The sequence below is a fragment of the Haemophilus sp. HMSC066D02 genome (assembly GCF_001810545.1).
GTDB lineage: Bacteria > Pseudomonadota > Gammaproteobacteria > Enterobacterales > Pasteurellaceae > Haemophilus_D.
The window spans coordinates 310150-332587 of sequence record NZ_KV801805.1; the positions used below are offsets into that span (position 1 = coordinate 310150).

The 22438-nt window shown below is 39.5% G+C and carries 24 protein-coding genes; 10 read left to right on the forward strand and 14 right to left on the reverse strand.

The window, feature by feature from the left end; all coding sequences use genetic code 11:
• Positions 1 to 142: 142 nt before the first annotated feature.
• Together HMPREF2750_RS04150 and rdgB are read right to left on the reverse strand one after the other, a co-directional pair.
• Positions 143 to 460, reverse strand: coding sequence for a heavy metal-binding domain-containing protein (locus HMPREF2750_RS04150; RefSeq protein WP_005698058.1), 318 nt, complete (start codon positions 458 to 460; stop codon positions 143 to 145).
• A 38-nt stretch (positions 461 to 498) separates the two neighbouring features.
• Complete coding sequence (rdgB, locus tag HMPREF2750_RS04155; RefSeq protein WP_070582684.1) at positions 499 to 1098, reverse strand: RdgB/HAM1 family non-canonical purine NTP pyrophosphatase; 600 nt, start codon at positions 1096 to 1098, stop codon at positions 499 to 501.
• A 131-nt stretch (positions 1099 to 1229) separates the two neighbouring features.
• Between rdgB and HMPREF2750_RS04160 the strand changes: the two genes are divergently transcribed.
• Entirely contained in the window at positions 1230 to 1601 is a 372-nt protein-coding gene (locus HMPREF2750_RS04160; protein ID WP_049357924.1) for a CopM family metallochaperone, read from the forward strand.
• A gap of 48 nt (positions 1602 to 1649) precedes the next feature.
• Here HMPREF2750_RS04160 and ispH read toward each other — a convergent pair whose 3' ends face one another.
• The 3 genes from ispH to glmU all read right to left on the reverse strand — a co-directional run bounded on the left by ispH (position 1650) and on the right by glmU (position 4569).
• Complete coding sequence (gene ispH, locus HMPREF2750_RS04165; RefSeq protein ID WP_049372702.1) at positions 1650 to 2594, reverse strand: 4-hydroxy-3-methylbut-2-enyl diphosphate reductase; 945 nt, start codon at positions 2592 to 2594, stop codon at positions 1650 to 1652.
• Complete coding sequence (lspA, locus tag HMPREF2750_RS04170) at positions 2591 to 3082, reverse strand: signal peptidase II (RefSeq protein ID WP_070582686.1); 492 nt, start codon at positions 3080 to 3082, stop codon at positions 2591 to 2593. Before lspA ends, ispH begins: the two co-directional genes overlap by 4 nt.
• A 116-nt stretch (positions 3083 to 3198) precedes the next feature.
• Positions 3199 to 4569 (reverse strand): bifunctional UDP-N-acetylglucosamine diphosphorylase/glucosamine-1-phosphate N-acetyltransferase GlmU, encoded by a 1371-nt coding sequence (glmU, locus tag HMPREF2750_RS04175; protein WP_070582688.1) that lies wholly within the window; start codon positions 4567 to 4569, stop codon positions 3199 to 3201.
• Positions 4570 to 4827: 258 nt separating this feature from the next.
• On the opposite strand from glmU, the gene pyrG reads away from it, so the two are divergent.
• Positions 4828 to 6465 (forward strand): glutamine hydrolyzing CTP synthase, encoded by a 1638-nt coding sequence (gene pyrG, locus HMPREF2750_RS04180; RefSeq protein WP_070582690.1) that lies wholly within the window; start codon positions 4828 to 4830, stop codon positions 6463 to 6465.
• 122 nt (positions 6466 to 6587) lie between these two features.
• Positions 6588 to 7523 carry a glycosyltransferase family 2 protein gene (locus HMPREF2750_RS04185; protein WP_070582692.1) on the forward strand — a complete coding sequence of 312 codons (936 nt, stop codon included), beginning with the start codon at positions 6588 to 6590 and terminating at the stop codon, positions 7521 to 7523.
• Positions 7524 to 7653: 130 nt separating this feature from the next.
• Here HMPREF2750_RS04185 and HMPREF2750_RS04190 read toward each other — a convergent pair whose 3' ends face one another.
• A complete protein-coding gene (locus tag HMPREF2750_RS04190; RefSeq protein ID WP_070582694.1) occupies positions 7654 to 9423 on the reverse strand; it encodes a DUF4153 domain-containing protein in 1770 nt (589 codons plus the stop codon).
• A gap of 286 nt (positions 9424 to 9709) precedes the next feature.
• Between HMPREF2750_RS04190 and eno the strand changes: the two genes are divergently transcribed.
• The 7 genes from eno to HMPREF2750_RS04225 all read left to right on the forward strand — a co-directional run bounded on the left by eno (position 9710) and on the right by HMPREF2750_RS04225 (position 15886).
• A complete protein-coding gene (gene eno / locus HMPREF2750_RS04195; protein ID WP_070582696.1) occupies positions 9710 to 11020 on the forward strand; it encodes a phosphopyruvate hydratase in 1311 nt (436 codons plus the stop codon).
• 71 nt (positions 11021 to 11091) lie between these two features.
• Positions 11092 to 11730, forward strand: coding sequence for an NUDIX hydrolase N-terminal domain-containing protein (locus HMPREF2750_RS04200; RefSeq protein ID WP_054420250.1), 639 nt, complete (start codon positions 11092 to 11094; stop codon positions 11728 to 11730).
• Positions 11731 to 11738: 8 nt separating this feature from the next.
• Positions 11739 to 12158, forward strand: coding sequence for a DUF2251 domain-containing protein (locus tag HMPREF2750_RS04205; RefSeq protein WP_049364023.1), 420 nt, complete (start codon positions 11739 to 11741; stop codon positions 12156 to 12158).
• Between the two features lie 8 nt (positions 12159 to 12166).
• A complete protein-coding gene (locus HMPREF2750_RS04210) occupies positions 12167 to 12874 on the forward strand; it encodes an HAD-IA family hydrolase (RefSeq protein ID WP_070582698.1) in 708 nt (235 codons plus the stop codon).
• A 7-nt stretch (positions 12875 to 12881) separates the two neighbouring features.
• A complete protein-coding gene (locus tag HMPREF2750_RS04215) occupies positions 12882 to 13508 on the forward strand; it encodes a DUF1190 domain-containing protein (RefSeq protein ID WP_070582883.1) in 627 nt (208 codons plus the stop codon).
• A 2-nt stretch (positions 13509 to 13510) separates the two neighbouring features.
• Positions 13511 to 14692, forward strand: a complete 1182-nt coding sequence (locus tag HMPREF2750_RS04220; RefSeq protein ID WP_070582699.1) for a glutathionylspermidine synthase family protein — start codon at positions 13511 to 13513, stop codon at positions 14690 to 14692.
• Positions 14693 to 14740: 48 nt separating this feature from the next.
• Complete coding sequence (locus HMPREF2750_RS04225) at positions 14741 to 15886, forward strand: iron-containing alcohol dehydrogenase (protein ID WP_070582701.1); 1146 nt, start codon at positions 14741 to 14743, stop codon at positions 15884 to 15886.
• Between the two features lie 83 nt (positions 15887 to 15969).
• On the opposite strand, the gene rplA is transcribed toward HMPREF2750_RS04225, so the two are convergent.
• The 8 genes from rplA to lysM all read right to left on the reverse strand — a co-directional run bounded on the left by rplA (position 15970) and on the right by lysM (position 22288).
• The gene (rplA, locus tag HMPREF2750_RS04230) at positions 15970 to 16659 is read right to left on the reverse strand and encodes a 50S ribosomal protein L1 (protein WP_005695230.1); all 690 of its coding nucleotides are present in this window, start codon (positions 16657 to 16659) and stop codon (positions 15970 to 15972) included.
• 4 nt (positions 16660 to 16663) lie between these two features.
• Complete coding sequence (gene rplK, locus HMPREF2750_RS04235) at positions 16664 to 17092, reverse strand: 50S ribosomal protein L11 (RefSeq protein WP_005695228.1); 429 nt, start codon at positions 17090 to 17092, stop codon at positions 16664 to 16666.
• A 171-nt stretch (positions 17093 to 17263) separates the two neighbouring features.
• Positions 17264 to 17821, reverse strand: coding sequence for a transcription termination/antitermination protein NusG (gene nusG / locus HMPREF2750_RS04240; RefSeq protein WP_005695227.1), 558 nt, complete (start codon positions 17819 to 17821; stop codon positions 17264 to 17266).
• 1 nt (position 17822) lies between these two features.
• The gene (gene secE / locus HMPREF2750_RS04245; RefSeq protein WP_070582703.1) at positions 17823 to 18239 is read right to left on the reverse strand and encodes a preprotein translocase subunit SecE; all 417 of its coding nucleotides are present in this window, start codon (positions 18237 to 18239) and stop codon (positions 17823 to 17825) included.
• Between the two features lie 122 nt (positions 18240 to 18361).
• Entirely contained in the window at positions 18362 to 19600 is a 1239-nt protein-coding gene (gene clpX / locus HMPREF2750_RS04250; protein WP_014064253.1) for an ATP-dependent protease ATP-binding subunit ClpX, read from the reverse strand.
• 9 nt (positions 19601 to 19609) lie between these two features.
• A complete protein-coding gene (gene clpP, locus HMPREF2750_RS04255) occupies positions 19610 to 20191 on the reverse strand; it encodes an ATP-dependent Clp endopeptidase proteolytic subunit ClpP (protein WP_070582705.1) in 582 nt (193 codons plus the stop codon).
• A 144-nt stretch (positions 20192 to 20335) separates the two neighbouring features.
• Positions 20336 to 21634, reverse strand: a complete 1299-nt coding sequence (gene tig, locus HMPREF2750_RS04260) for a trigger factor (protein ID WP_070582707.1) — start codon at positions 21632 to 21634, stop codon at positions 20336 to 20338.
• A gap of 213 nt (positions 21635 to 21847) precedes the next feature.
• A complete protein-coding gene (gene lysM, locus HMPREF2750_RS04265) occupies positions 21848 to 22288 on the reverse strand; it encodes a peptidoglycan-binding protein LysM (protein ID WP_014064256.1) in 441 nt (146 codons plus the stop codon).
• Positions 22289 to 22438: the final 150 nt, after the last annotated feature.

Genomic DNA, 22438 nt, shown 5'->3' on the forward strand with positions numbered 1-22438 from the left:
AAATGTCCTTTATTAACAAAAAGTACCGTTGATTCATATCAACAGCGACATTTTTAAGAAACACCCAAAACACGCAAGAAATTGACCGCACTTTTGCGATCCTGATCGCAAAAATTACATTTAAGTAAATGAAAAAACGACCTTAGCGCACCACCACTGCCGTGCCACTTGCAATCACCATAAACATGCTTTTCGTGCCTACCGTTGTGTAATTAACTTCCACGCCAACAATAGCATTAGCACCCAAGGCATACGCTTTTTCTTCTAGTTCTTTCAACGCATCTTGACGCGCACGACTAATACGGCGCTCATAAACACTAGAACGCCCACCAATCACATCTGTGATACCAGCAAAAAAATCACGCATGAAGTTTGCACCCGCAATAACTTCACCAAAGACGACTTGTTTGTATTCTACGATTTGTTTCCCTTCAACATTAGGGGTTGTTGTCACAATCATTTTGTATCCTTAAATTCTCGTTAAAAATTAACCGCACTTTAGACGCTTAATTTTGATTTTAAAACAGCTAGTGCCTTCGCACGATGAGAAATTTTCTTTTTCTCTACGGTTTCTAATTCTGCAAAAGTACAGCCTTTTTCTGGGCTAAAAAAGAGCGAATCATAACCGAAGCCATTTTCACCTTTTTCTTCATAAATGATATTCCCTTCACATTCACCTTGAGCAATGATCGGAGAAGGATCACTTGGGTGTTGTAATAACACAATCGTACTCACAAATTTTGCTTGGCGACGTTCAGATGGAACATCAGCTAATTCTGCCAGTAATTTTTCACGATTTTTCGCATCAGCTTCATCACCATCTACACCTGCATAACGTGCAGAATACAATCCTGGCGCACCATTTAACGCATCCACCACGAGACCGGAATCATCCGCTATTGCCGGTAACCCTGATTTTTCAGCCGCATAGCGTGCTTTAAGGATCGCATTTTCGACAAACGTTAAGCCCGTTTCCTCTGGACTTTCGATGCCTAAATCCGTTTGAGCAATCACTTCAAAACCGAAATTGGCTAATACATCCGCCATTTCTTTTACTTTGCCTTTATTACCTGTGGCAAGCACAATTTTTTGTTTCATGATTCTGTCCCTCATATCAAACATTGTCTTATTTTAGCATCTCACCAAAAATTTTCGGAATAAATATTGACCTTAACCTTAGGTCAAAGTTTATGATTGGTGCTCATTCAGTTATCACATAGGAGAAAAACATGAAAAAACTTATGACTTTTATCACACTTAGCGCTGCTGCAGTTTCAATTTATGCCCAAGCTAATGAACAACCGCATCAAGCACACATGAATATGCCAATGTCGACAGATTCTGCAATGCAACAAGAATTAATGCAAGGTATGAGTCAAATGCATCAAGACATGATGGCAGCTGCACAATATAAAGATCCTGATGTTGCTTTTGCAGCAGGTATGTTGCCACACCATATTGGCGCAGTAAAAATGGCGGAAGTTGAATTAAAATACGGAAAAGATCCTGAGATGCGTAAGCTTGCTGAGAATATTATTAACGCTCAACAAGCAGAAATTGAACAAATGCAAAAATGGCTTAAAGTGCACAATAAAAAATAAAATAACACAAAAAAAGTGCGGTAAATTAACCGCACTTTTTTAATAGAATTAGTTTACTTCTTTTATTCGTAGCTCTTTTGGCACTTCAAAGAACATATTCTCTTCTAAGCCTTGAAGCTCTTCGATACTATCCGCACCAAATTCTTTTAATCGAGCAATCACGGATTGCACCAACTCTTCTGGTGCTGAAGCCCCCGCAGTCACACCAATTGTTTCAACGCCTTCAAACCAATCTGCTGCCACATCATTTGGATCATCAATCAATTTTGATTTCACGCCCATACGTGATGCCAACTCAGCTAAACGGTTAGAATTTGATGAGTTTTTAGAACCTACAACAACCACTAAATCACATTGTTTTGCTAATTCACGCACCGCTTCTTGACGATTGGTTGTGGCATAGCAAATATCGTTTTTATGTGGGCCTTGAATAGCAGGATATTTGTCTTTCAATGCACTGATAGTTTCTGCCGTATCATCAAGAGAAAGTGTGGTTTGCGTCATAAAGGTTAAATCATCATTTTCTTGAACCGGCAAACGAGCAATATCTTCCACGCTTTCAATTAAGAAAATACCACCTTCCTCGTTGTTGTACTGCCCCATTGTGCCTTCCACTTCTGGATGGCCTTTGTGTCCGATCAAAATCGCTTTCGTCCCTTTACGGCTCGCACGAGCCACTTGCATATGTACCTTGGTTACCAACGGACAAGTTGCATCAAATACTTTTAACTGGCGATCTTTTGCTTCTTGACGAACGGCTTGTGACACGCCATGAGCGGAGAAAATCACAATGGCACCATCTGGCACTTCACTTAATTCTTCTACAAAAATTGCCCCACGCTCACGCAAACCATTTACCACAAAACGGTTATGCACCACTTCATGACGTACATAAATCGGTGCACCATGAATTTCAAGCGCTAATTCAACAATGCTAATGGCTCGATCGACACCCGCGCAAAATCCGCGAGGGTTAGCTAAAATTATCTTCATTTTTGACCGCTCTTTTTATCACCTTTAAAGGCATCTAATGCTAATAAACCCGCACCAATACAAATCGCAATATCTGCCACATTGAATACCGGATAATGATAAATATCCCAATAAAAATCTAAGAAATCCACCACAAAACCGTTATACACACGGTCCACCATATTGGCTAAAGCGCCACCAATAATCAGAGCATAAGCTGAATTTTGTAATTTTTGTTCTGCTGAATTCTTTTTCATAAAGTAAGCCAGCATTAAAGAAATCCCAATTGCAAGCACGATAAAGAAATATTTCTGCCAACCATCATGTTCCGCAAGGAAGCTAAACGCTGCGCCATAGTTACGCACATAGGTTAAATTAAAAATGGGTAATATGTTCACGCTTTCATAGAGATCAAAGCGTTGCACCACAATATATTTGGTCAGTAAATCGAGGATAAATGCGACCGCACTTAGCCAAAGAAATGAAAGTCCTGTTTTATTTTTTGTCATAGGAAATTATCTGTCTTTATAAATGGACGATGATTTTAGCAACTCGAACAACCTTTATAAAGTAAAAGGCATCAAATCATAAAAGGCGAACACATTGGTTCGCCTTGCAATGTTAATTACTTTTTCTTCACTGGTCTTTGCCAACCTTGAATATGACGTTGTGGCACGCGAGTAATCACCAGCTCATCTTTCTCAATATTCTGAGTGATCGTTGAACCAGCCCCAATGGTTGCGCCATCTGCGACGGTAACAGGCGCGACTAACTGCGTATCCGATCCAACAAATACATTGTTACCAATGATTGTTTTAAATTTATTTGCACCGTCATAGTTACAAGTAATGACACCTGCACCAATGTTACAGTTCTCACCGATTTCGGTATCACCGACATAAGTGAGGTGGTTTACTTTAGAACCTTTCCCTACTGTAGATTTTTTAATTTCCACAAAGTTGCCTACATGGGTTTCAGCGGCTAATTCAGCACCTGGACGTAAACGAGAGAATGGGCCAATCGCCGCTTTCTCACCAATTGTTGCATCTTCTAAAACAGAATAAGGTTTGATTTCAACATCATCACCAATAGTCACATTTTTCAATACACAACCCGCACCGATTTTTACTCGATCCCCCAAACGTACATTGCCTTCCACAATTACGTTCACATCAATTTCAACATCTTTACCGTGTTCTAATGTACCACGTAAATCAAAACGTTCAGGGTCAATTAACATCACGCCTGCAAGTAAAAGTTTTTCTGCTTGTTTACGTTGATAAAAACGCTCTAATGCAGCAAGTTGTAAACGGTTATTGGCACCTTCTACTTCCATAAATTCAGAGGCTTGAACGGCAGTAACCTGACAACCATCTTGGTTGGCTAAACCAATCACATCAGTTAAATAAAACTCGCCTTGTGCATTGTTATTTTTCACACGAGAAAGCCAGTTTTTGAAATGCGCACCATCAGCCACTAACACGCCAGTATTCACTTCTTGGATTTTTAATTGCTCTGCGTTGGCATCTTTTTGTTCCACAATCGCCACCACATTGCCATTTTCACGAATAATACGACCATAACCCGTTGGGTTATCTAAATTGACAGTAAGTAATGCAATCCCATTTTCTGGTTTCGCTGCAATGAGTTTTTCCAATGTTTCTTTGGTCACTAATGGTGCATCACCATATAAAATCACAATATTTTCATCATCTTTGAAGAATGGTGCAGCTTGTTGAACCGCATGGGCTGTCCCCAATTGTTCTGCTTGGAACACCCAGTTTACGCTTTCATTTGCCAAACGTTCACGCATTAATTCGCCACCGTGACCATAAATTAAATGCACGTTTTCCGCACCTAATTGATTTGCCGTATCGATCACATGTTTTACCATCGGTTTTCCTGCCACTTTATGCAAGACTTTCGGTAAATCAGAATACATACGAGTGCCTTTACCGGCTGCTAAAATCACCACGCTTAATGCTTTATTTGTCATAAATTCTTCTCTTCTTTTAAAAAAAATTGAACGTATTCTATCGTAGAATGGAGAATATGATAAGCCATTTAATTTTCATACATTCCTGACAAGACAAGATTGTATAAAAATCTCAAATCCTGTAAACTATCCTCCCGTCTTGATAGCTAATCATCTTTTTCTTTTATTTTTGACCGCACTTTTCAGCATTCTGCACAAATTTGCATAAAAGATGATTGGCTATAATCATTTTTATCCCAACATATTAGGTCTCTCACTATGGCTACAAATTATATTTTCGTCACAGGCGGTGTAGTTTCATCGTTAGGTAAAGGTATTGCTGCAGCATCATTGGCAGCAATTTTAGAAGCACGTGGCTTAAACGTGACTATTATGAAATTAGACCCTTACATCAACGTAGATCCGGGTACAATGAGCCCAACCCAACACGGCGAAGTGTTCGTGACACAAGACGGGGCGGAAACCGATTTAGACTTAGGTCACTACGAGCGTTTTATTCGTACCAAAATGACAAAACGCAACAACTTCACCACAGGTAAAATTTATTCTGAAGTATTACGCAAAGAGCGTCGTGGTGATTATTTAGGTGCGACAATTCAAGTTATTCCACACATCACCAATGAAATCAAAGATCGCGTGATTGCCGGTGCGCAAGGCCATGATGTGGTTATCGTGGAAGTGGGCGGAACAGTGGGTGATATTGAATCGCTTCCATTCTTAGAAGCACTCCGTCAACTTGCCGTACAAGTAGGCCGTGAGCATACTATTTTTATGCACTTAACGTTAGTGCCATATATTCCAACTGCAGGTGAAGTAAAAACTAAACCAACTCAACATTCTGTGAAAGAATTACTTTCGATTGGTATTCAGCCGGATGTGCTTATTTGTCGTTCTGATCGTATGATCCCACCAAACGAGCGTGCAAAAATCGCCTTATTCTGTAACGTACCAGAACGTGCGGTCATCTCATTAAAAGATGTGAATTCAATCTACCAAATTCCGGCATTATTGAAATCACAAGGTTTAGATGAATTCATCTGTCAACGTTTCCACTTAGACTGCCCAGAAGCTGATCTTTCTGAATGGGAACAAGTGCTTTATCAAGAAGCAAACCCTGTGGGCGATGTCACCATCGGTATGGTAGGTAAATATACTGAATTACCGGATGCGTATAAATCAGTGAATGAAGCCTTAAAACACGCTGGCTTAAAAAACCGTTTAAGCGTGCATATCAAATACATTGATTCTCAAGATGTTGAAACCAAAGGTACTGACGTATTAAAAGGTGTCGATGGTATTTTAGTACCAGGCGGCTTTGGCTATCGCGGTGTAGAAGGCAAAATCTTGACTGCAAAATATGCACGTGAAAACAATGTTCCTTACCTCGGTATTTGTTTAGGGATGCAAATTGCGTTAATCGAATACGCTCGTAATGTCGCTGGTCTTGAGAAAGCGAATTCATCTGAATTTGATCGTCACTGTGAGCAACCTGTTGTTGGTTTGATTACAGAATGGCAAGATGCGGAAGGCCACATTGAAACCCGTGACGACAATTCAGATCTCGGTGGCACGATGCGTTTAGGGGCACAGCAATGCCATTTAATTGAAGGCTCAAAAGCGCGTGCATTGTATGGCAAAGAAACAATCGAAGAACGTCATCGTCACCGCTATGAAGTGAACAATAACCTGCTTCCACAAATTGAAAAAGCGGGCCTTAAAGTAACTGGTTTATCAGCGGATCGTAAATTAGTGGAAATCATCGAAGTACCAAACCACCCATGGTTTGTGGCATGTCAATTTCACCCAGAATTTACGTCAACGCCGCGTGATGGCCACCCATTATTTGAAGGCTTTGTCAAAGCAGCTAGAGAAAATCAGTTAAAAACTGAAAAATAATTTACTGATGATTCCATAAACAAGTGCGGTCAAAAATTCTTGTATTTTTGACCGCATTTTGTATTAATAAGGAATAATATCATCTGAGCCTTATTCACTCATTTAATAATGGATAGCCAAAAATGAAACTTGCAGTAATGTTACCTGCATACAATGCAGAAAATTTTCTCACTGAATGTTTAGAGTCATTATTGAATCAGACATTTAGTGATTTTTGTATTCTTGCGGTTAATGATGCTTCTACAGATAACACAGGCAAGGTTCTCGAAACTTATGCAGCAAAAGATGCTCGCTTACGTGTTTACCATTTACCACAAAACCAAGGTGAGCCTGCTGTAATGCAATTTATCATGGATATGCTTAACTATATGAATGTTGAATATGTTGCACGTATGGATGCTGATGATATTTGTGTACCGCACCGTTTTGAAAAACAAATTCAATATTTAGATGACCATCCCGAAATTGATATTTTAGGAAGTAATGCACTGCTCTTTAATGATGGGCAAACTGATAAAATGTCTAAAGTAAGTACACTTCCTCTTTTAGATAAAGATATAAAAGCACATTTTTCTTTAGCTCGTGACAATATCATTAATCCCTCTTCAATGTGGCGACATTCTAGTATCAAAGCGCTCGCTATTAATTATGCCCAAACAGCCACAGCGCCCGATTTTCATATGTGGGTACAATGCGCATTACACAAAAAGACATTTGCGAATTTACCAGAGCCCTTATTGCTTTATCGACTACATCCAGGGCAAGAAAGTAAAAAACAAGAAAAAATTAGTGAAGCAGTTCAATACTCTATGGAACTCTGGATCAGTCATTTATTTCCTGACTTAACATCGAAAGAAGTGAGCTTACTAAGCCGAACGTTACACGAAAAATCCATTAAACTCAGCAGGGAAGAGTTTGAAATGGCATTTTCGGCTTACGATAAGGTTCAATCTACTCGTGAAATTTCATTATTTGGAGAAGATCGACATACGATGTTCAGCATTTTAGACCAACGCATCCAATTATTGAAAAAACTTTTATATCAACGCGTTCAATAACGCTTTGAGTTCTATTACTCGACGCCCCCAATCTAAATAGAATTAGGGCAGTTTTATTCATTTAATATCAAAGTGCGGTCAGTTTTAGCCAAATTTTTGCAATAACATCACCGCACTTTACACATCTAGCCTATTTATCAAAAATAGCTTCAACGGTTAGCGACTTATAGTGATAGCCTTTTTCTTGACTAAATTGCATTTCAAGTGAACCTAAATAGATAGCAAAACCTGGTACATCAATTTTTAGCAAGTCTTTACGGATGAGTTTAAGATCTGATTCTGCCAGTTTCTCCATTGAGTCTAAGTGATGTTGTTGAAACACTTTCTTAATGTGTTGATCCATATCGGTACAATATCTATCGTGCCCTTCAACAAAGCAAACTTCTGCTTGTTCTTTTGACTCATTCTTTTCTTTTTTCGAACTGTTCTCATCCGCACGATAGAATTGATATACAGGTACATGGATCCATTTTTTATACGGCGTAAGATCAATTGACGTCCATTCAAACTCCGCTTCTCTAATCGGACTATTTTGCTGAGCCATAATTTCGCTATCATTGATACGGAAAGAATGCTCATAAACATCCAATGAAATCAGTTCATTCGCTTTTTCACCATATTTTTTCACAAAGGCTTTTCGTTTCTCTTCATAATTAGAGCCATCATAAATTCCTAAGTCTAAACGATGGAGTAAATAATCAGATACATCATCTAATTCATTCCAATCTTGGCGCTCGTTTTCTGGCATATTTTCTAAACGACTTAAAAAATCCACATCATCACGAATTTTCCCTTGTCCATCAGATAAATTAAGCTTTGTGAGTAAATGCTCAAAACGTTCCGTTTGGCTTTGATAAGCAATTTCTTTTGGTTTCACCACCCAAGTCATGGCAAAAATTGCGGCCATTACAACGACAGAAATCAAACGATATTGACGAATTTTAGGGATGATTAAAATAGCATAAGCAATCGTAATCGCCGAGGCTAATGCCACTAAATAAATCCGTTGCTCAGTCCAAGCATAGGCACTAATTCGACGGTCAATCGCCAACCATAACAATACAATTGGCACTGTGGAAAGGTATGGGAAAAACTTAAAGAAACTATTCCAATTTGCTTTAACACTAATACTACGTAAAGCGTAAACACCTAAGCCTCCAACTAAGTAAGGCAACGCAATATTCGACACCATACCTTTTGGCAAAGCCCCTGCTAAGATAATTTTGCCAACGTAAGCATAAAGTAGTGCAGTAAAAATCATCAAGGCGGGCACTAAAATAAAATTCACTAAAATATCAAAACTACGATTTAGCGTCATCTCTGTATTTTCTTGGCGCTGCTGAAAGACCAAGAAGAATAAAGGAAGACAAAATGCAGTAATTGAGGAATAAAGATGCTTTTGAAACCATTCACTAAAATCAATGTTAAATAATGTACTGATTGAAGCCAAAATTGCGGCTACCAAACCAGAGACGAGCCCCCAGCCAGCAATGGATGAAGTGATGTAATATAGCGTCGTAAAATTACGATAAGTAAAGGCTTGATTGTTTCTGACAAATGGAAAGCCACATAATATCAATAATACAATAAATTGAGCGCCCCAAAACTTAGGGCTATAGCCATAAAAATCAGCATTATCATTCACTTGCCAAATGGTGAAAACGGCAACAAGCGGCACAACCCACGAAAAACGATACCAGGCATAAGGGCGAGATAAATAAATAAAGGCAAACAGCATGGGCTCAAATAGCCAATAAGCTAAATGATCTTTTTCGGAGTTCATATCCACAAACCAAATCCCAAGAGCAAATGCAGCAATCATGAAGATTTCAATCGGATGGGTGGATATTGCTGATTTTATTTGTGTTTTGATCTGCTGAAAAAAAGTCGAAAGAGACATAATGATTCCTTTTTCAATGCAACAAAGTCTCAATTAAGAATAAATAATTCGCCGTAAAATAATACTAAATTTCGCGCAACTTTAACCAACTTTTGAAGGCAATTCCACTGAAATAAAAGAATAATTGGCGAAAAAGAGATAAAAACTTACCGCACTTGAGTGAAAAATAAGATACAGATCAAAGTGCGGTCATTTTTCCAAGACAAATTTCTAAATTTGCTTTATTATATTGCCACTTTAGGTTCGCCTAACTAATTTTAATTAACTTTAAACAGAGGAAAACAAAATGGCAAAAATCGTTAAAGTCATTGGTCGTGAAATCATCGACTCTCGTGGTAACCCAACTGTAGAAGCTGAAGTTCATCTTGAAGGTGGTTTCGTTGGTTTAGCAGCTGCTCCATCAGGTGCATCTACCGGTTCTCGTGAAGCATTAGAATTACGTGACGACGACAAATCTCGTTTCTTAGGTAAAGGTGTATTAAAAGCGGTTGCAGCGGTAAACGGTCCTATCGCAGATGCATTAGTAGGTAAAGAAGCGTCTAACCAAGCTGAAATCGACCAAATCATGATCGATTTAGACGGTACTGAAAACAAATCTAACTTCGGTGCAAACGCAATCTTAGCGGTATCTTTAGCAACAGCGAAAGCTGCTGCAGCATCTAAAGGTTTACCTCTTTACGCTTACATTGCAGAACTTAACGGTACTCCAGGCGTTTACTCTATGCCATTGCCAATGATGAACATCATCAACGGTGGTGAGCACGCAGATAACAACGTTGATATCCAAGAATTCATGATTCAACCAGTTGGTGCGAAAACGTTACGTGAAGCACTTCGTATCGGTGCTGAAGTATTCCACAACCTTGCGAAAGTATTAAAATCTAAAGGCATGAGCACTGCTGTAGGTGATGAAGGTGGTTTCGCGCCTAACCTAGCATCTAACGCTGACGCTTTAGCATGTATCAAAGAAGCAGTTGAAAAAGCAGGTTATGTATTAGGTAAAGACGTCACTTTAGCAATGGACTGTGCATCTTCTGAGTTCTACAACAAAGAAACTGGTAAATACGAAATGAAAGGCGAAGGCCGTTCATTCACTTCTCAAGAGTTCACACACTATCTTGAAGAATTAACTAAACAATACCCAATCGTGTCTATCGAAGATGGTCAAGATGAATCTGACTGGGAAGGTTTTGCATACCAAACTAAAGTGTTAGGCGACCGCATTCAATTAGTAGGCGACGACTTATTCGTCACTAACACCAAAATCTTAAAAGAAGGTATCGAAAAAGGTATCGCAAACTCTATCTTAATCAAATTCAACCAAATCGGTTCTTTAACTGAAACTTTAGCAGCAATCAAAATGGCTAAAGATGCAGGTTACACCGCGGTTATCTCTCACCGTTCAGGTGAAACTGAAGATGCGACTATCGCTGATTTAGCGGTTGGTACAGCAGCAGGTCAAATCAAAACTGGTTCTATGAGCCGTTCTGACCGTATTGCGAAATACAACCAATTAATCCGTATCGAAGAAGCATTAGAACGCGCTGGTACACCAGCTCCGTTCTTAGGTTTAAAAGCGGTTAAAGGTCAAGCGTAATTCACGCTTAATTTACTGTAAAATCTCACCGCACTTTGCACAAAAGTGCGGTGTTTTTTTAAGGTGTTTTTATGAAGACACAATCGGATTCACTTCTTACTGAACCTTGGCTATCTTGGGCTATCGAAATCCAAAGCATTGCACAAAACGGGCTAACTTATTGCAAAAATATCTATGATATTGAACGCTATGAACGCTTGCGGGATTTGTCTGCTGAAATGCTCGCTTATAAAACAGCAATACCCAAAGAAACTGTCAAATCGTTTTTCTGCAATGGGGCTGGTTATCAAACCCCTAAAATCGATTCGCGCGCAGCTATTTTCAAAGATGATAAAATTTTATTAGTACAAGAACATGATGGTCTTTGGTCACTGCCTGGCGGCTGGATAGATGTGCTAGAAACCATTCATAGTAATACGATTAAAGAAGTACGCGAAGAAGCGGGGCTTAATGTTAAGCCGACTTTTATTATTGCTATTCATGAACAACATAAACGCAATTTTCCGCCTTTTGTACATCCTGTACTCAAAACCTTCGTCATGTGCGAACCATTAAGTGGTAAATTTCAACCAAATAGTGAAACAGTGCAATCTGCCTATTTTGCATTAAATGAACTGCCACCAATGAATGAAGAAAAAAATACGCCCGCACAGGTTGAACTTTGCTTTCAGGCACACCATAGTAGTCACTGGACTACACAATTTGATTAGGAAATACCATGTTACATTTAACCCTCGAAGATCAACTCTTTCTCGGTCAACCCAAACAAGTCGGCACACACTCGACTGTGCATGATCATCTGGCGGTGATGTTTGAAGATGACGGTGAAACGGGCTATTTTTATGCATTAGATATGCGTCAAAATGCGCAGCCTGTTGTCGATTGCTTACATGTTTATAACGTCGATAACACACGCAATCACCACGAAGCACGTAAATTAGAAATCTGCTGGGATGAAAGTGGTTATTTAGCCTTATTGCTCATTAACGGCTATCCGCATGCCGTATTTGATTTTGCTCATTTGATCGGCTATAACACAAATAAACATCCTCAACCTGACTTAATGAGCATGTGGACTCACGAAGAAATCACCAATGAACGTGCGACAGCATGGCTTGGTGTGAATACCATTAAATAGGATTAACTATGCGATTTTACCGCGGTCTTCAGCCTTTCAAGGTTATGAGTTTTGATCTTGATGACACCCTTTACGATAACAGTGATGTCATTCGTTTGGCCGAAGAACGCTTTCTTCAATGTGTACAAGAATACGCACAACTGAGTGATCTTACCTCAGAATATTGGCGAGAATGGAAATGGCAACTGGCGGAGAAAGATCCCTTGATTGCTGAAGATGTGATTGCCTGGCGTGTCGAAACGTTACGGCACTTACTGGTGCATCATAGTAAAAGTGCGGTTGAAATTGACCGCACTTTGGCCATCGCTATGGAAGAATTTATTGAATGGCGACATAAAATTGATGTGCCAGCTGAAAGCATTGAAGTGCTGAATCAACTGAAAGATCGCTACCCGCTTAGCGTGATTACCAATGGTAATGTGATTGCAAAACGTATTGGGTTTGAACACTTTCAGCTGAGCTTACGTGGTGGAGAGCAAGGCAGAGCGAAACCTCATCAAGATTTGTTCCACCAAACCGCCCATTATTTTGGCGTAAAACCGAGTGAAATTTTACATATTGGTGATAACTTAACCACGGATGTTCAAGGCGCCATTCAAGCTGGCTGCCAAGCTGTATGGATAAATTTATCGGGCAAAAATCTCAATTCATTTACTGAAGCAAGTGTTTTGCCTACATTAGAAATCAATCATTTAACTGAATTATTAACACTTTAACTCTATGATGAAAAAGAAAAATCAAGTTCTCGTCAGCCTTTCTATTGTTGCTTTATTGGGCGGCTGCTCAGAAGAGCAAGTTCAACGAGATGTTTATAACAGCCTTGAGGATTGTTTAGCCGATTGGCAAAAAATTGAATTGTGCGAAGCTGACCAATCTAATGAAAATAACAGCAGCACAACTGCACATGCTGGATCTGGTTCCTCTCTCTCGGGCAATTTAAATACACGTCCAAGCAATAATAGTGAATGGTCAGAAGACAATCAAACCGTCAAACAAACCTTAAATCCTGATGGTGCAACTCACTCTGGCAACTCAAACGGTTCAGAGGGAGCAAGCCACACGAGTTCTGCAACAGGAGAAGGACACGGCAGTATGGGTAGTGCGATTGCAGGTGCCGCAATGGGCTATATGATTGCGCGTACGATGGGATCATTTTTAGGGCCTAGCTACAATCCAAGCAACCGTGCCGTTTCAACACCAACGGGGCAAGTTATCCAACCGCAAACTAATCGTTCTGTTGGTAAACCTGTATTAGTAAAAGGCAATGCTGGTAGCACTTACAGCAAACCAGTTTCACGCGGTGGCTTTAAAAGCTCAAATTCAAGCAGTAACCGTAGCTCAGGCGGTTAAATATGAAACGAATTACGGGCTTTCCCACTCGCCACAATATGGTGCAACAATTATTAGATGTGGGCTTTGATTATTATAATCTACCTTCTTCTGATGGCTCTCATTATTGGTCGGATAATGTGGCGTATGAATTTACCCTAGCAGAAATCGATCGTATTGAAGATGCCACCAATGAGTTGCACGCGATGTGTATGGATTTTGTTACCGATGAAGTGAAACAAGGTGATTATGCGCATTATCGCTTCACCGATTTACAGAAAAAACTGATTGAACAAACATGGGCTAAAAACGTACCGCACTTATATGGCCGTTTTGATTTTGGTTATGACGGCGAAAACCTCAAAATGTTTGAGTACAATGCCGACACCCCTACTTCCCTGCTTGAAGCTGCTGTGGTGCAATGGCAATGGTTAGAGCAAATTGAAGGCTTAGCGCATCGTGACCAATTCAATTGGATTCACGAAGAATTGCTCAATCGCTTTCAGTTTATTCAACAGCAAACAGGACTAAAAGATTTCCATTTTAGTGCCATGCAAGAAGCGGGACGTGAAGATTGGGGCAATATCGATTACTTGGCAGATGTAGCTTACAACGCAGGTTGGCATATTCATCAGCTCGCTATTGAAGATGTGGGCTACGATAAAGACAGTCAGCAATTCCTCGATCTGAATAATCAGCCTATTGATTGTTTATTTAAGCTCTACCCGCTTGAATGGATGACTACGACAGAATATGCACCACACATGCTTAATTCATCCACCACTTTTATTGAACCTGCGTGGAAATTACTATTAAGCAATAAAGTGCTGTTAGCGAAATTGTGGCAAAAACATCCAAATCATCCATTATTACTACCCGCTTACTTTAGCAAGCATGATATTACCGATCGTCAATCAATATGGGTGAAAAAACCGACTTTAGGTCGTGAGGGCGCCAATGTTTCTTACTATGAAAAACGTAATGGTCTGGAATTTGCCGCTAAAGGCAGTGAACATTCTGCTTTTTACGATCAAGCAGGTTACATTTATCAACAAAAATTTGAACTGCCAAATTTTGATGGCATGTACCCTATGATTGGTTCTTGGGTAGTGGGTGATGTGGCATGCGGCATCGGATTAAGAGAAGATTTTACCCCAGTTACCGGCAATGATAGCCACTTCATTCCGCATTACTTTGTGGAATAAAAACAACGCAAAAACTGACCGCACTTAACAGATAATAAGGAGATAAATATGTATCCATTTAGTTTTCAAAACCCTACTCGCATTGAATTTGGTCTCGATAAAGAAAAAGAGATGGGTAAATATATGCACGAATACGGTGCAAAAAAGGCCTTAATTATCTATGGCAGTGAGCGAATCAAACATTCCGGCTTATTTGAAGATGTGGCGAAAAGTTTACGTGAGCATGGTATTGAATACGTTGAATGTGGCGGGGTAAAAAGTAACCCGACAATCAACAAAGTCCGTGAAGCCGTTGCAATGGCAAAAGCCTTTGGTGCAGATAGCGTGTTGAGTATCGGTGGTGGCTCCTGCCTTGATAGTGCGAAAGCGATCGCGGCTGGTGCGTGCTATGAGGGTGATACTTGGGACTTTTTTAAAGGTACACCGGTGCAAAAAGCGTTGATGATTTTTGATGTAATCACCCTTGCGGCAACAGGCAGTGAAATGAACTGGGGAGCCGTCATTACCAATGAAGAAACACAGCAAAAATATTCAATTCACAGCAATCATTTATTCCCGAAAGTATCAGTCATTAATCCGAAATTGCAAGCGACCGTCAGCCGTGATTATTTAGTGTATTCTGCTGCAGATATTATTGCTCATTCTATTGAAGCCTATTTCACGGCAGAATATCGTCCTGAAATTATTGATTTCTTGGTAGAAAGCAATATCAAAACCGTTATCCGTACGACTGAAATCCTGCTCAATGATCCACAAGATCTCAATGCTCGTGGTGAATTTGCCTGGGCTGCTACACTGGCGTTGAACGGTTTAACGCATTTAGGTATCTCACCTTACGGTTTCCCAAATCATATGATTGAGCATTCCATGAGTGCGATTTCAGATGTGCCACATGGCGCAGGCCTTTCCGTGATTATGCCTGCGTGGATGCAATGGTATCAATCTCAAAGACCTGCTCAATTCAAACGCTTTGCTAAAGAAATATTTGGCTTAGATAAGGCTGAAGATGGCATTCAAGCCTTAAAAGCTTGGTTTGATAAAATCGGCACACCAACTCGTCTTGAGCAACTTGGCATTGATGATAAAACTTTAGCTGAAATTATCGATAATGCGGTTCAAACTGCGATTAAGGCGAAAATGGATAAGATTTACACCAAAGAAGCTATTGAAGCAATTTTCGCTTTAGCGAAGTAATCTCTCATAAAAAGAACACAAAAAAATAACCGCACTTCAGTTACCCAAAGTGCGGTTAATTTGAATTAAGTTTTAACGCTTAATTATAGTGAAGCTTGATCAACAGCCACACCAGCACCCATAGTTGTAGAGATGCTTACTTTCTTGATAAAGATACCTTTTGCAGTAGTTGGTTTTGCTTTGTTTAAAGCAGCCAATAATGCTTGAAGGTTTTCTTTTAATTGAACTTCAGAGAAGTTTGCTTTACCAATTGTTGTGTGGATGATACCGTTTTTATCATTACGATAACGGATCTGACCAGATTTAGCATTTTTAACTGCTTCAGCAACGTTTGGTGTTACGGTACCAACTTTAGGGTTTGGCATTAAACCACGTGGACCTAATACTTGACCTAATTGACCAACAACACGCATTGCATCAGGAGAAGCGATAACAACGTCAAAGTTCATTTCGCCTTTTTTGATTTGCTCTGCTAAATCTTCCATACCGACTAAATCAGCACCAGCTTCTTTAGCTGCATCTGCGTTAGCACCTTGGGTGAACACAGCTACGCGTACTTCACGACCAGTACCGTGTGGTAATACTGTTGCACCACGAACGTTTTGGTCTGATTTACGAGGATCGATACCTAAGTTTACTGCAACGTCAACACTTTCAACGAATTTAGCAGTTGCGAATTGTTTTAATAACGCGATTGCTTCGTTGATTTCGTATGCTTTAGTAGAATCTACGCCAGCTTTGATTGCTTTCATTTTTTTAGTCAATTTAGCCATCGTATTATTCCTCCACCACTAAGCCCATTGAGCGAGCAGTACCAGCAATTGATTTCATTTTAGTTTCGATAGTCGCGCCAGTCATATCTGCTGCTTTAGTTTCAGCGATTTGACGAACTTGATCTAAAGTTACTTTACCCACTTTATCTTTGTTCGGTTTGCCAGAACCAGATTTAATACCTGCAGCTTTTTTCAATAATACTGCTGCTGGTGGAGTTTTAGTAATGAAAGTAAATGAACGGTCTGCATATACAGTGATAACAACTGGAATTGGTAAACCTTTTTCAATGCTCTCAGTACGAGCGTTGAATGCTTTACAGAATTCCATGATGTTCACACCTTGTTGACCTAATGCAGGACCAACTGGTGGTGATGGGTTTGCCATACCAGCTGCAACTTGCAACTTAACGTATGCTTGGACTTTTTTTGCCATTTTTTAGTTTCCTCTAAATGGGTGATAACGCCGAAATCGGCTCCCCTGTTAATGAAAGGCTGTATTTTAATTAATCAGCCTCGAAATTTCAAGCAGAAAAACTACTCGAAAAACAACCGCACTTTATTTTTTAAGTGCGGCCATTAAATTTCTTATTTTGGAAAAGGGAAATTAACGTGTTTTTTCCACTTGACCAAATTCAAGCTCAACTGGTGTTGCACGACCGAAGATAGATACAGACACTTTTAAGCGACCTTTTTCGTAATCCACTTCTTCAACCGTACCATTAAAGTCAGCAAATGGACCTTCTGTCACACGTACTTCTTCACCTGGTTGATATTCTTTACGATGACGTGGTTTTTCAGCACTTTGCTCTAAACGATTTAAAATTAAATCTGCTTCACGTTTAGAAATTGGCGCTGGCTTATCTGGTGTACCACCGATAAAGCCCATTACACGTGGTACGCTTTTCACTAAGTGCCATGTGTCATCATTCATTGCCATTTCAACTAATACATAGCCAGGGAAGAATTTACGTTCGCTTTTACGACGTTTACCTGCTACGTTTTCAACGACTTCTTCAGTCGGCACTAATACTTCACCAAACTGATCTTCCATTTGTTGTTGTTTGATATATTCACGCAATGTGATTGCAACACGACTCTCAAAGCCTGAGAATGCTTGCAATACATACCAACGTTTTTTGGATACGTTTTCAGTTTCGCTCATTTTAGAATCTCAAATCAGTTAAGAAGTTAATCAATGCAATGATAATTGAATCAATTGCCCAGAAGAATAAAGAGGTAAGCACGGTTACCCCAATTACGATTAAAGTTGTTTGACGTGTTTCTGCACGAGTTGGCCATACCACTTTACGACCTTCAACTTTTGCTTCGCTAAAGAATGTACGAGCTTTTGTACCTTGATTAGTAATTGCAGCTAAACCAAAGGCAATTAATAAAGCGACAACTACGCCAACTACACGTACAGGTAAAGAGAAGGCGTCTTTAAAATAAACGTTACCAATCGCTGCAGCAGTAAAAAATGCCACAGAAAGAATCCAAAGAAGTGTGTTTAAGCCTTTTGATTTTCCTTCTACGATTTGTTCTTGGTCGTGTTTCTTTTTCTCAACAATTTCAGTTGCCATAAGTGAATCCGTATAAAATAAGGGATAAATAATTTTTAGATTAATTTCAGAACGTGCGATTGTAGCATTTTCTTTCGGGATTGCCTATGAAAAATGTTAGAAAAAAACAACCGCACTTTCTATTAGTTTTTATATTCGAGCTTTGGTGGTTTGTTATCCACGATGGTTTCTTCATCCACAATCACTTTTTGCAAGTTTTCGATTGAAGGTAAATCATACATCGTATCTAACAATACAGCCTCAACGATTGAGCGTAAACCACGTGCACCGGTTTTACGTTCAAGGGCTTTTTTCGCCATCGCTTTTAATGCTTCTGGGGTGAATTCAAGTTCCACATCTTCTAAGCCAAATAATGCTTGATATTGTTTGGTCAGTGCATTTTTCGGTTGAGTAAGGATCTGAATCAACGCTTCCTCATCTAATTCGCTTAATGGTGCAATCATCGGAAGACGACCAATAAATTCTGGAATCAAACCAAATTTCATTAAATCATCCGGCTCAACTTGACGGAATAATTCAGAAAGATTTTCTTTGTCTTCTTCCTTCTCTACTTTCGCATCAAAGCCAATGCCGGTATCAGTTTGTGTACGCTTACCGATGATTTTATCTAAGCCAGCAAATGCCCCACCACAAATAAAGAGGATTTTTGAGGTGTCCACTTTCAACATTTCTTGTTGAGGATGTTTACGTCCACCTTGTGGAGGCACAGACGCAATAGTGCCTTCAATTAATTTCAATAAGGCTTGTTGCACACCTTCACCAGACACATCGCGAGTAATAGACGCGCCTTCTGATTTACGACTAATTTTATCAATTTCATCAATATAGATAATACCCTGCTCTGCTTTTTCTGTATCGTAATCGCAATTTTGCAATAATTTTTGCAGAACATTTTCCACGTCTTCGCCCACATAACCAGCTTCGGTTAACGTCGTCGCATCAGCCATAGCAAAAGGTACATTTAAACGACGCGCTAAGGTTTGTGCTAATAAGGTTTTACCGCTACCTGTTGGACCGATTAACAAGATGTTACTTTTACCTAATTCCACATCATTGCTTTGGTGGTTCGTACGTAAGCGTTTATAGTGATTGTAAACCGCCACTGACAAGACTTTTTTCGCATAATCTTGCCCAATCACATAATCATCTAAGTGAGCACGAATTTCGTGTGGGGTTGGTAATTTTTCTTCAACTGCCAGTTCGCTAGGTGTTTCGATTTCACCACTGTCTTCTAACATACTGTGGCAAAGCTCGATACACTCGTTACAAATATAACCATCTGTACCTGCAATTAATTTACCTACTTCACTTTTCTCTCTTCCGCAGAAAGAACAGTGAAGATCGTTATCATTTGTTGTCATGTTAAATCCTTAACGTTTAATCAACACATCGTCCACTAAGCCGTAAGCTTTTGCTTCTTCTGCCGACATAAAGTTGTCACGATCGGTGTCTTTTTCGATACGTTCGATGCTTTGACCTGTATGGAAAGCAAGACGCTCGTTTAAGGTTTGTTTGATTTTTAAAATTTCTTGTGCGTGGATCTGAATATCGGATGCTTGTCCACGGAAACCACCTAACGGTTGGTGAATCATCACTCGTGCATTCGGTAATGCAGCACGTTTTCCTGCTGCACCTCCTGCAAGTAAAAATGCACCCATTGAGCAAGCTTGGCCAATACAAAGGGTACGCACATCCGGTTTAATAAATTGCATAGTATCGTAAATAGCCATACCCGCAGTCACTGAACCGCCCGGTGAGTTAATATAAATATTGATGTCTTTTTTCGGATCTTCTGATTCTAAGAAAAGTAGCTGTGCCACGATCAAATTTGCCATATGATCTTCTACTTCACCACTCAAGAAGATCACGCGCTCTTTTAATAGGCGGGAATAAATGTCGTACGAACGTTCACCACGAGAGGTTTGTTCGACAACCATAGGAATTACACTCATTTTTGCCCCTAAATATGTGCTAAAAAATCGGGCAATATTCTACCCGAAAATCAGTAAAAACAAAATGCGGTCGCTTTTCATTAAAAAAAACGACCGCACTTTTCGATGATACACCTGTGAATTTAATTCACGTTCTATCAATTATTATGCTTGTGGATTCATGATCTCATCAAATGAAGACGCTTTTTCAGTCACTTGAGCTTTAGCAAGAACGGCATCAACAGCTTGTTCTTCTAATACTACGTTGCGAATGTTGTTCATTAACTCTTCATTTTGGCTGTAATATTCAACCACTTCAGCTGGTTGTTCGTAAGCAGAAGCGATATCCGCGATCATGGCTTTCGCACGTTCTTCATCCGCTTTCAATTCGTTTGATTTGATCACTTCAGAGAATAATAAACCGACTTGAACACGACGTTTTGCATCAGCTTCAAATAATTCACGTGGTAATTGTGCAGCTTGTTGTGCATTGCCACCGAAGCGTTGTGCTGCTTGGTTACGTAACACATTGATTTCTTCTTCTACTGCAGAAGCTGGAACATCAATTGGGTTTTGTTCGATTAAACCGTTGATGACTTGTTGTTTAACGCGAGAAACTAATGCATTTTTCAATTCACGTTCCATATTTTTACGGATTTCTGCACGTAAATCTGCCACAGTTTTGGTGTTTGGACCAAATTTAGCAACGAACTCATCGGTTAATTCTGGTAATTCCATTTCTTCTACTTTTTTCAAGGTGATCGCAAATTTTGCATCTTTACCTTTTAAGTTTTCAGAATGGTATTCCGCTGGGAAAGTCACATTGATATCGAATTGTTCGCCTGCTTTGTGGCCTACGATGCCCTCTTCAAAACCAGGAATCATACGACCTTGGCCCATGAATAGAACGAAATCAGTTGCTTTACCGCCTTCGAATTCTTCGCCATCTACTGAACCAACGAAGTCGATTGTTACGCGTGAATCTGCTTTCGCTGCAGCTTTGCTTTCAGCCCAAGTTGCTTGTTGTTTACGTAATACATCGATCATTTTATCGATATCAGCTTCAGTGATTTCAACAGTTGGTTTCTCAACTTTGATGTTTTCTAAGCCTTTTAATTCAACTTCTGGGTACACTTCGAAAGTTGCAGTGAATGATAAATCTTTACCAGGTTCGAACGTTTCGATAGCGAAAGTTGGACGACCTGCGATATTGATTTTCTCAGCGATTACTGCATCAAAGAAATGACGTGGTAATAAATCGTTTAATACATCTTGACGGATTGATGCGCCAAAACGTTGTTCAATGATGTGAGCTGGCACGTGACCTTTACGGAAACCATCAACACGTACATTTTTTGCTGCACGTTTGAATTCTTCACGAGTTGCTTTTTCTACAGCTTCAGCTGGAACGGTGATCGTCACACGACGCTCTAAACCTTGAGTTGTTTCAATATTTAATGACATTTGTAACCTCAATTAATGTTGCACTCGGTAAAAACCACACCGAACACGTTATTGTTTGTAAAAATAAAAAACCGCCAAATTATAGCGAAAGAAAATCAAACAGTCGATAGAAACCGGAAAATTCAATAGAAAACCCGATAAAATTGCACAATTTATCAACAATTCTTGATAAAGAAAAAAGTGCGGTCAAAAATAACCGCACTTTTTATCGAATTATAAACCTTTCGGTAAACGAATTTTTTGACCAGGGAAAATCTTATCCGCGTCTTTAATCACTTCTTTGTTCGCTTCAACGATAGCGGTATATTTCGCACCATTTCCGTAAGCTTTCTCAGCGATTTTCCACAAGGTGTCACCTTTTTGGATTACATAGAATGTTTCATCACTGCCTAAAGTTTCACCGTTATTGATGCTTGCATCGCTTGTTACTGAGTGGATACCTTGAATGTTACCCGCCATTAATACTGCTTTTTCTAATGCTGCTGCAGTTGATGCCACACCTTGGATATTTGCTACACCATTTTCAACGGTAACAGATAAGTTTTCCACGCCTGGATTGTCTTCTGCGATGTGTTGAGTCACTGCTTTAGATGCATCTTCTTCTTTAGAGAAAACTTTCTTACCAATGTCACTGACAAAATCAAATAAACCCATTTTAAAGTTCCTTTTGTATGTTTGTTTAAGGGATTATTACGATACTGAAATTCCCTTAAGAAGTCTATAAATCAGAGTGTAAAGCTATGTAAATATTTCAAGAAAACTGATCTAAAATTGACCGCACTTTGATAGAATACGCCGATTTTT

Excerpts from the sequence above, each read along its gene's own strand:
- HMPREF2750_RS04150 (WP_005698058.1), bottom strand. The coding sequence starts at position 460 with ATGATTGTGACAACAACCCCTAATGTTGAAGGGAAACAAATCGTAGAA.
- rdgB (WP_070582684.1), bottom strand. The coding sequence starts at position 1,098 with ATGAAACAAAAAATTGTGCTTGCCACAGGTAATAAAGGCAAAGTAAAA.
- HMPREF2750_RS04160 (WP_049357924.1), top strand. The coding sequence starts at position 1,230 with ATGAAAAAACTTATGACTTTTATCACACTTAGCGCTGCTGCAGTTTCA.
- ispH (WP_049372702.1), bottom strand. The coding sequence starts at position 2,594 with ATGAAGATAATTTTAGCTAACCCTCGCGGATTTTGCGCGGGTGTCGAT.
- lspA (WP_070582686.1), bottom strand. The coding sequence starts at position 3,082 with ATGACAAAAAATAAAACAGGACTTTCATTTCTTTGGCTAAGTGCGGTC.
- glmU (WP_070582688.1), bottom strand. The coding sequence starts at position 4,569 with ATGACAAATAAAGCATTAAGCGTGGTGATTTTAGCAGCCGGTAAAGGC.
- pyrG (WP_070582690.1), top strand. The coding sequence starts at position 4,828 with ATGGCTACAAATTATATTTTCGTCACAGGCGGTGTAGTTTCATCGTTA.
- HMPREF2750_RS04185 (WP_070582692.1), top strand. The coding sequence starts at position 6,588 with ATGAAACTTGCAGTAATGTTACCTGCATACAATGCAGAAAATTTTCTC.
- HMPREF2750_RS04190 (WP_070582694.1), bottom strand. The coding sequence starts at position 9,423 with ATGTCTCTTTCGACTTTTTTTCAGCAGATCAAAACACAAATAAAATCA.
- eno (WP_070582696.1), top strand. The coding sequence starts at position 9,710 with ATGGCAAAAATCGTTAAAGTCATTGGTCGTGAAATCATCGACTCTCGT.
- HMPREF2750_RS04200 (WP_054420250.1), top strand. The coding sequence starts at position 11,092 with ATGAAGACACAATCGGATTCACTTCTTACTGAACCTTGGCTATCTTGG.
- HMPREF2750_RS04205 (WP_049364023.1), top strand. The coding sequence starts at position 11,739 with ATGTTACATTTAACCCTCGAAGATCAACTCTTTCTCGGTCAACCCAAA.
- HMPREF2750_RS04210 (WP_070582698.1), top strand. The coding sequence starts at position 12,167 with ATGCGATTTTACCGCGGTCTTCAGCCTTTCAAGGTTATGAGTTTTGAT.
- HMPREF2750_RS04215 (WP_070582883.1), top strand. The coding sequence starts at position 12,882 with ATGAAAAAGAAAAATCAAGTTCTCGTCAGCCTTTCTATTGTTGCTTTA.
- HMPREF2750_RS04220 (WP_070582699.1), top strand. The coding sequence starts at position 13,511 with ATGAAACGAATTACGGGCTTTCCCACTCGCCACAATATGGTGCAACAA.
- HMPREF2750_RS04225 (WP_070582701.1), top strand. The coding sequence starts at position 14,741 with ATGTATCCATTTAGTTTTCAAAACCCTACTCGCATTGAATTTGGTCTC.
- rplA (WP_005695230.1), bottom strand. The coding sequence starts at position 16,659 with ATGGCTAAATTGACTAAAAAAATGAAAGCAATCAAAGCTGGCGTAGAT.
- rplK (WP_005695228.1), bottom strand. The coding sequence starts at position 17,092 with ATGGCAAAAAAAGTCCAAGCATACGTTAAGTTGCAAGTTGCAGCTGGT.
- nusG (WP_005695227.1), bottom strand. The coding sequence starts at position 17,821 with ATGAGCGAAACTGAAAACGTATCCAAAAAACGTTGGTATGTATTGCAA.
- secE (WP_070582703.1), bottom strand. The coding sequence starts at position 18,239 with ATGGCAACTGAAATTGTTGAGAAAAAGAAACACGACCAAGAACAAATC.
- clpX (WP_014064253.1), bottom strand. The coding sequence starts at position 19,600 with ATGACAACAAATGATAACGATCTTCACTGTTCTTTCTGCGGAAGAGAG.
- clpP (WP_070582705.1), bottom strand. The coding sequence starts at position 20,191 with ATGAGTGTAATTCCTATGGTTGTCGAACAAACCTCTCGTGGTGAACGT.
- tig (WP_070582707.1), bottom strand. The coding sequence starts at position 21,634 with ATGTCATTAAATATTGAAACAACTCAAGGTTTAGAGCGTCGTGTGACG.
- lysM (WP_014064256.1), bottom strand. The coding sequence starts at position 22,288 with ATGGGTTTATTTGATTTTGTCAGTGACATTGGTAAGAAAGTTTTCTCT.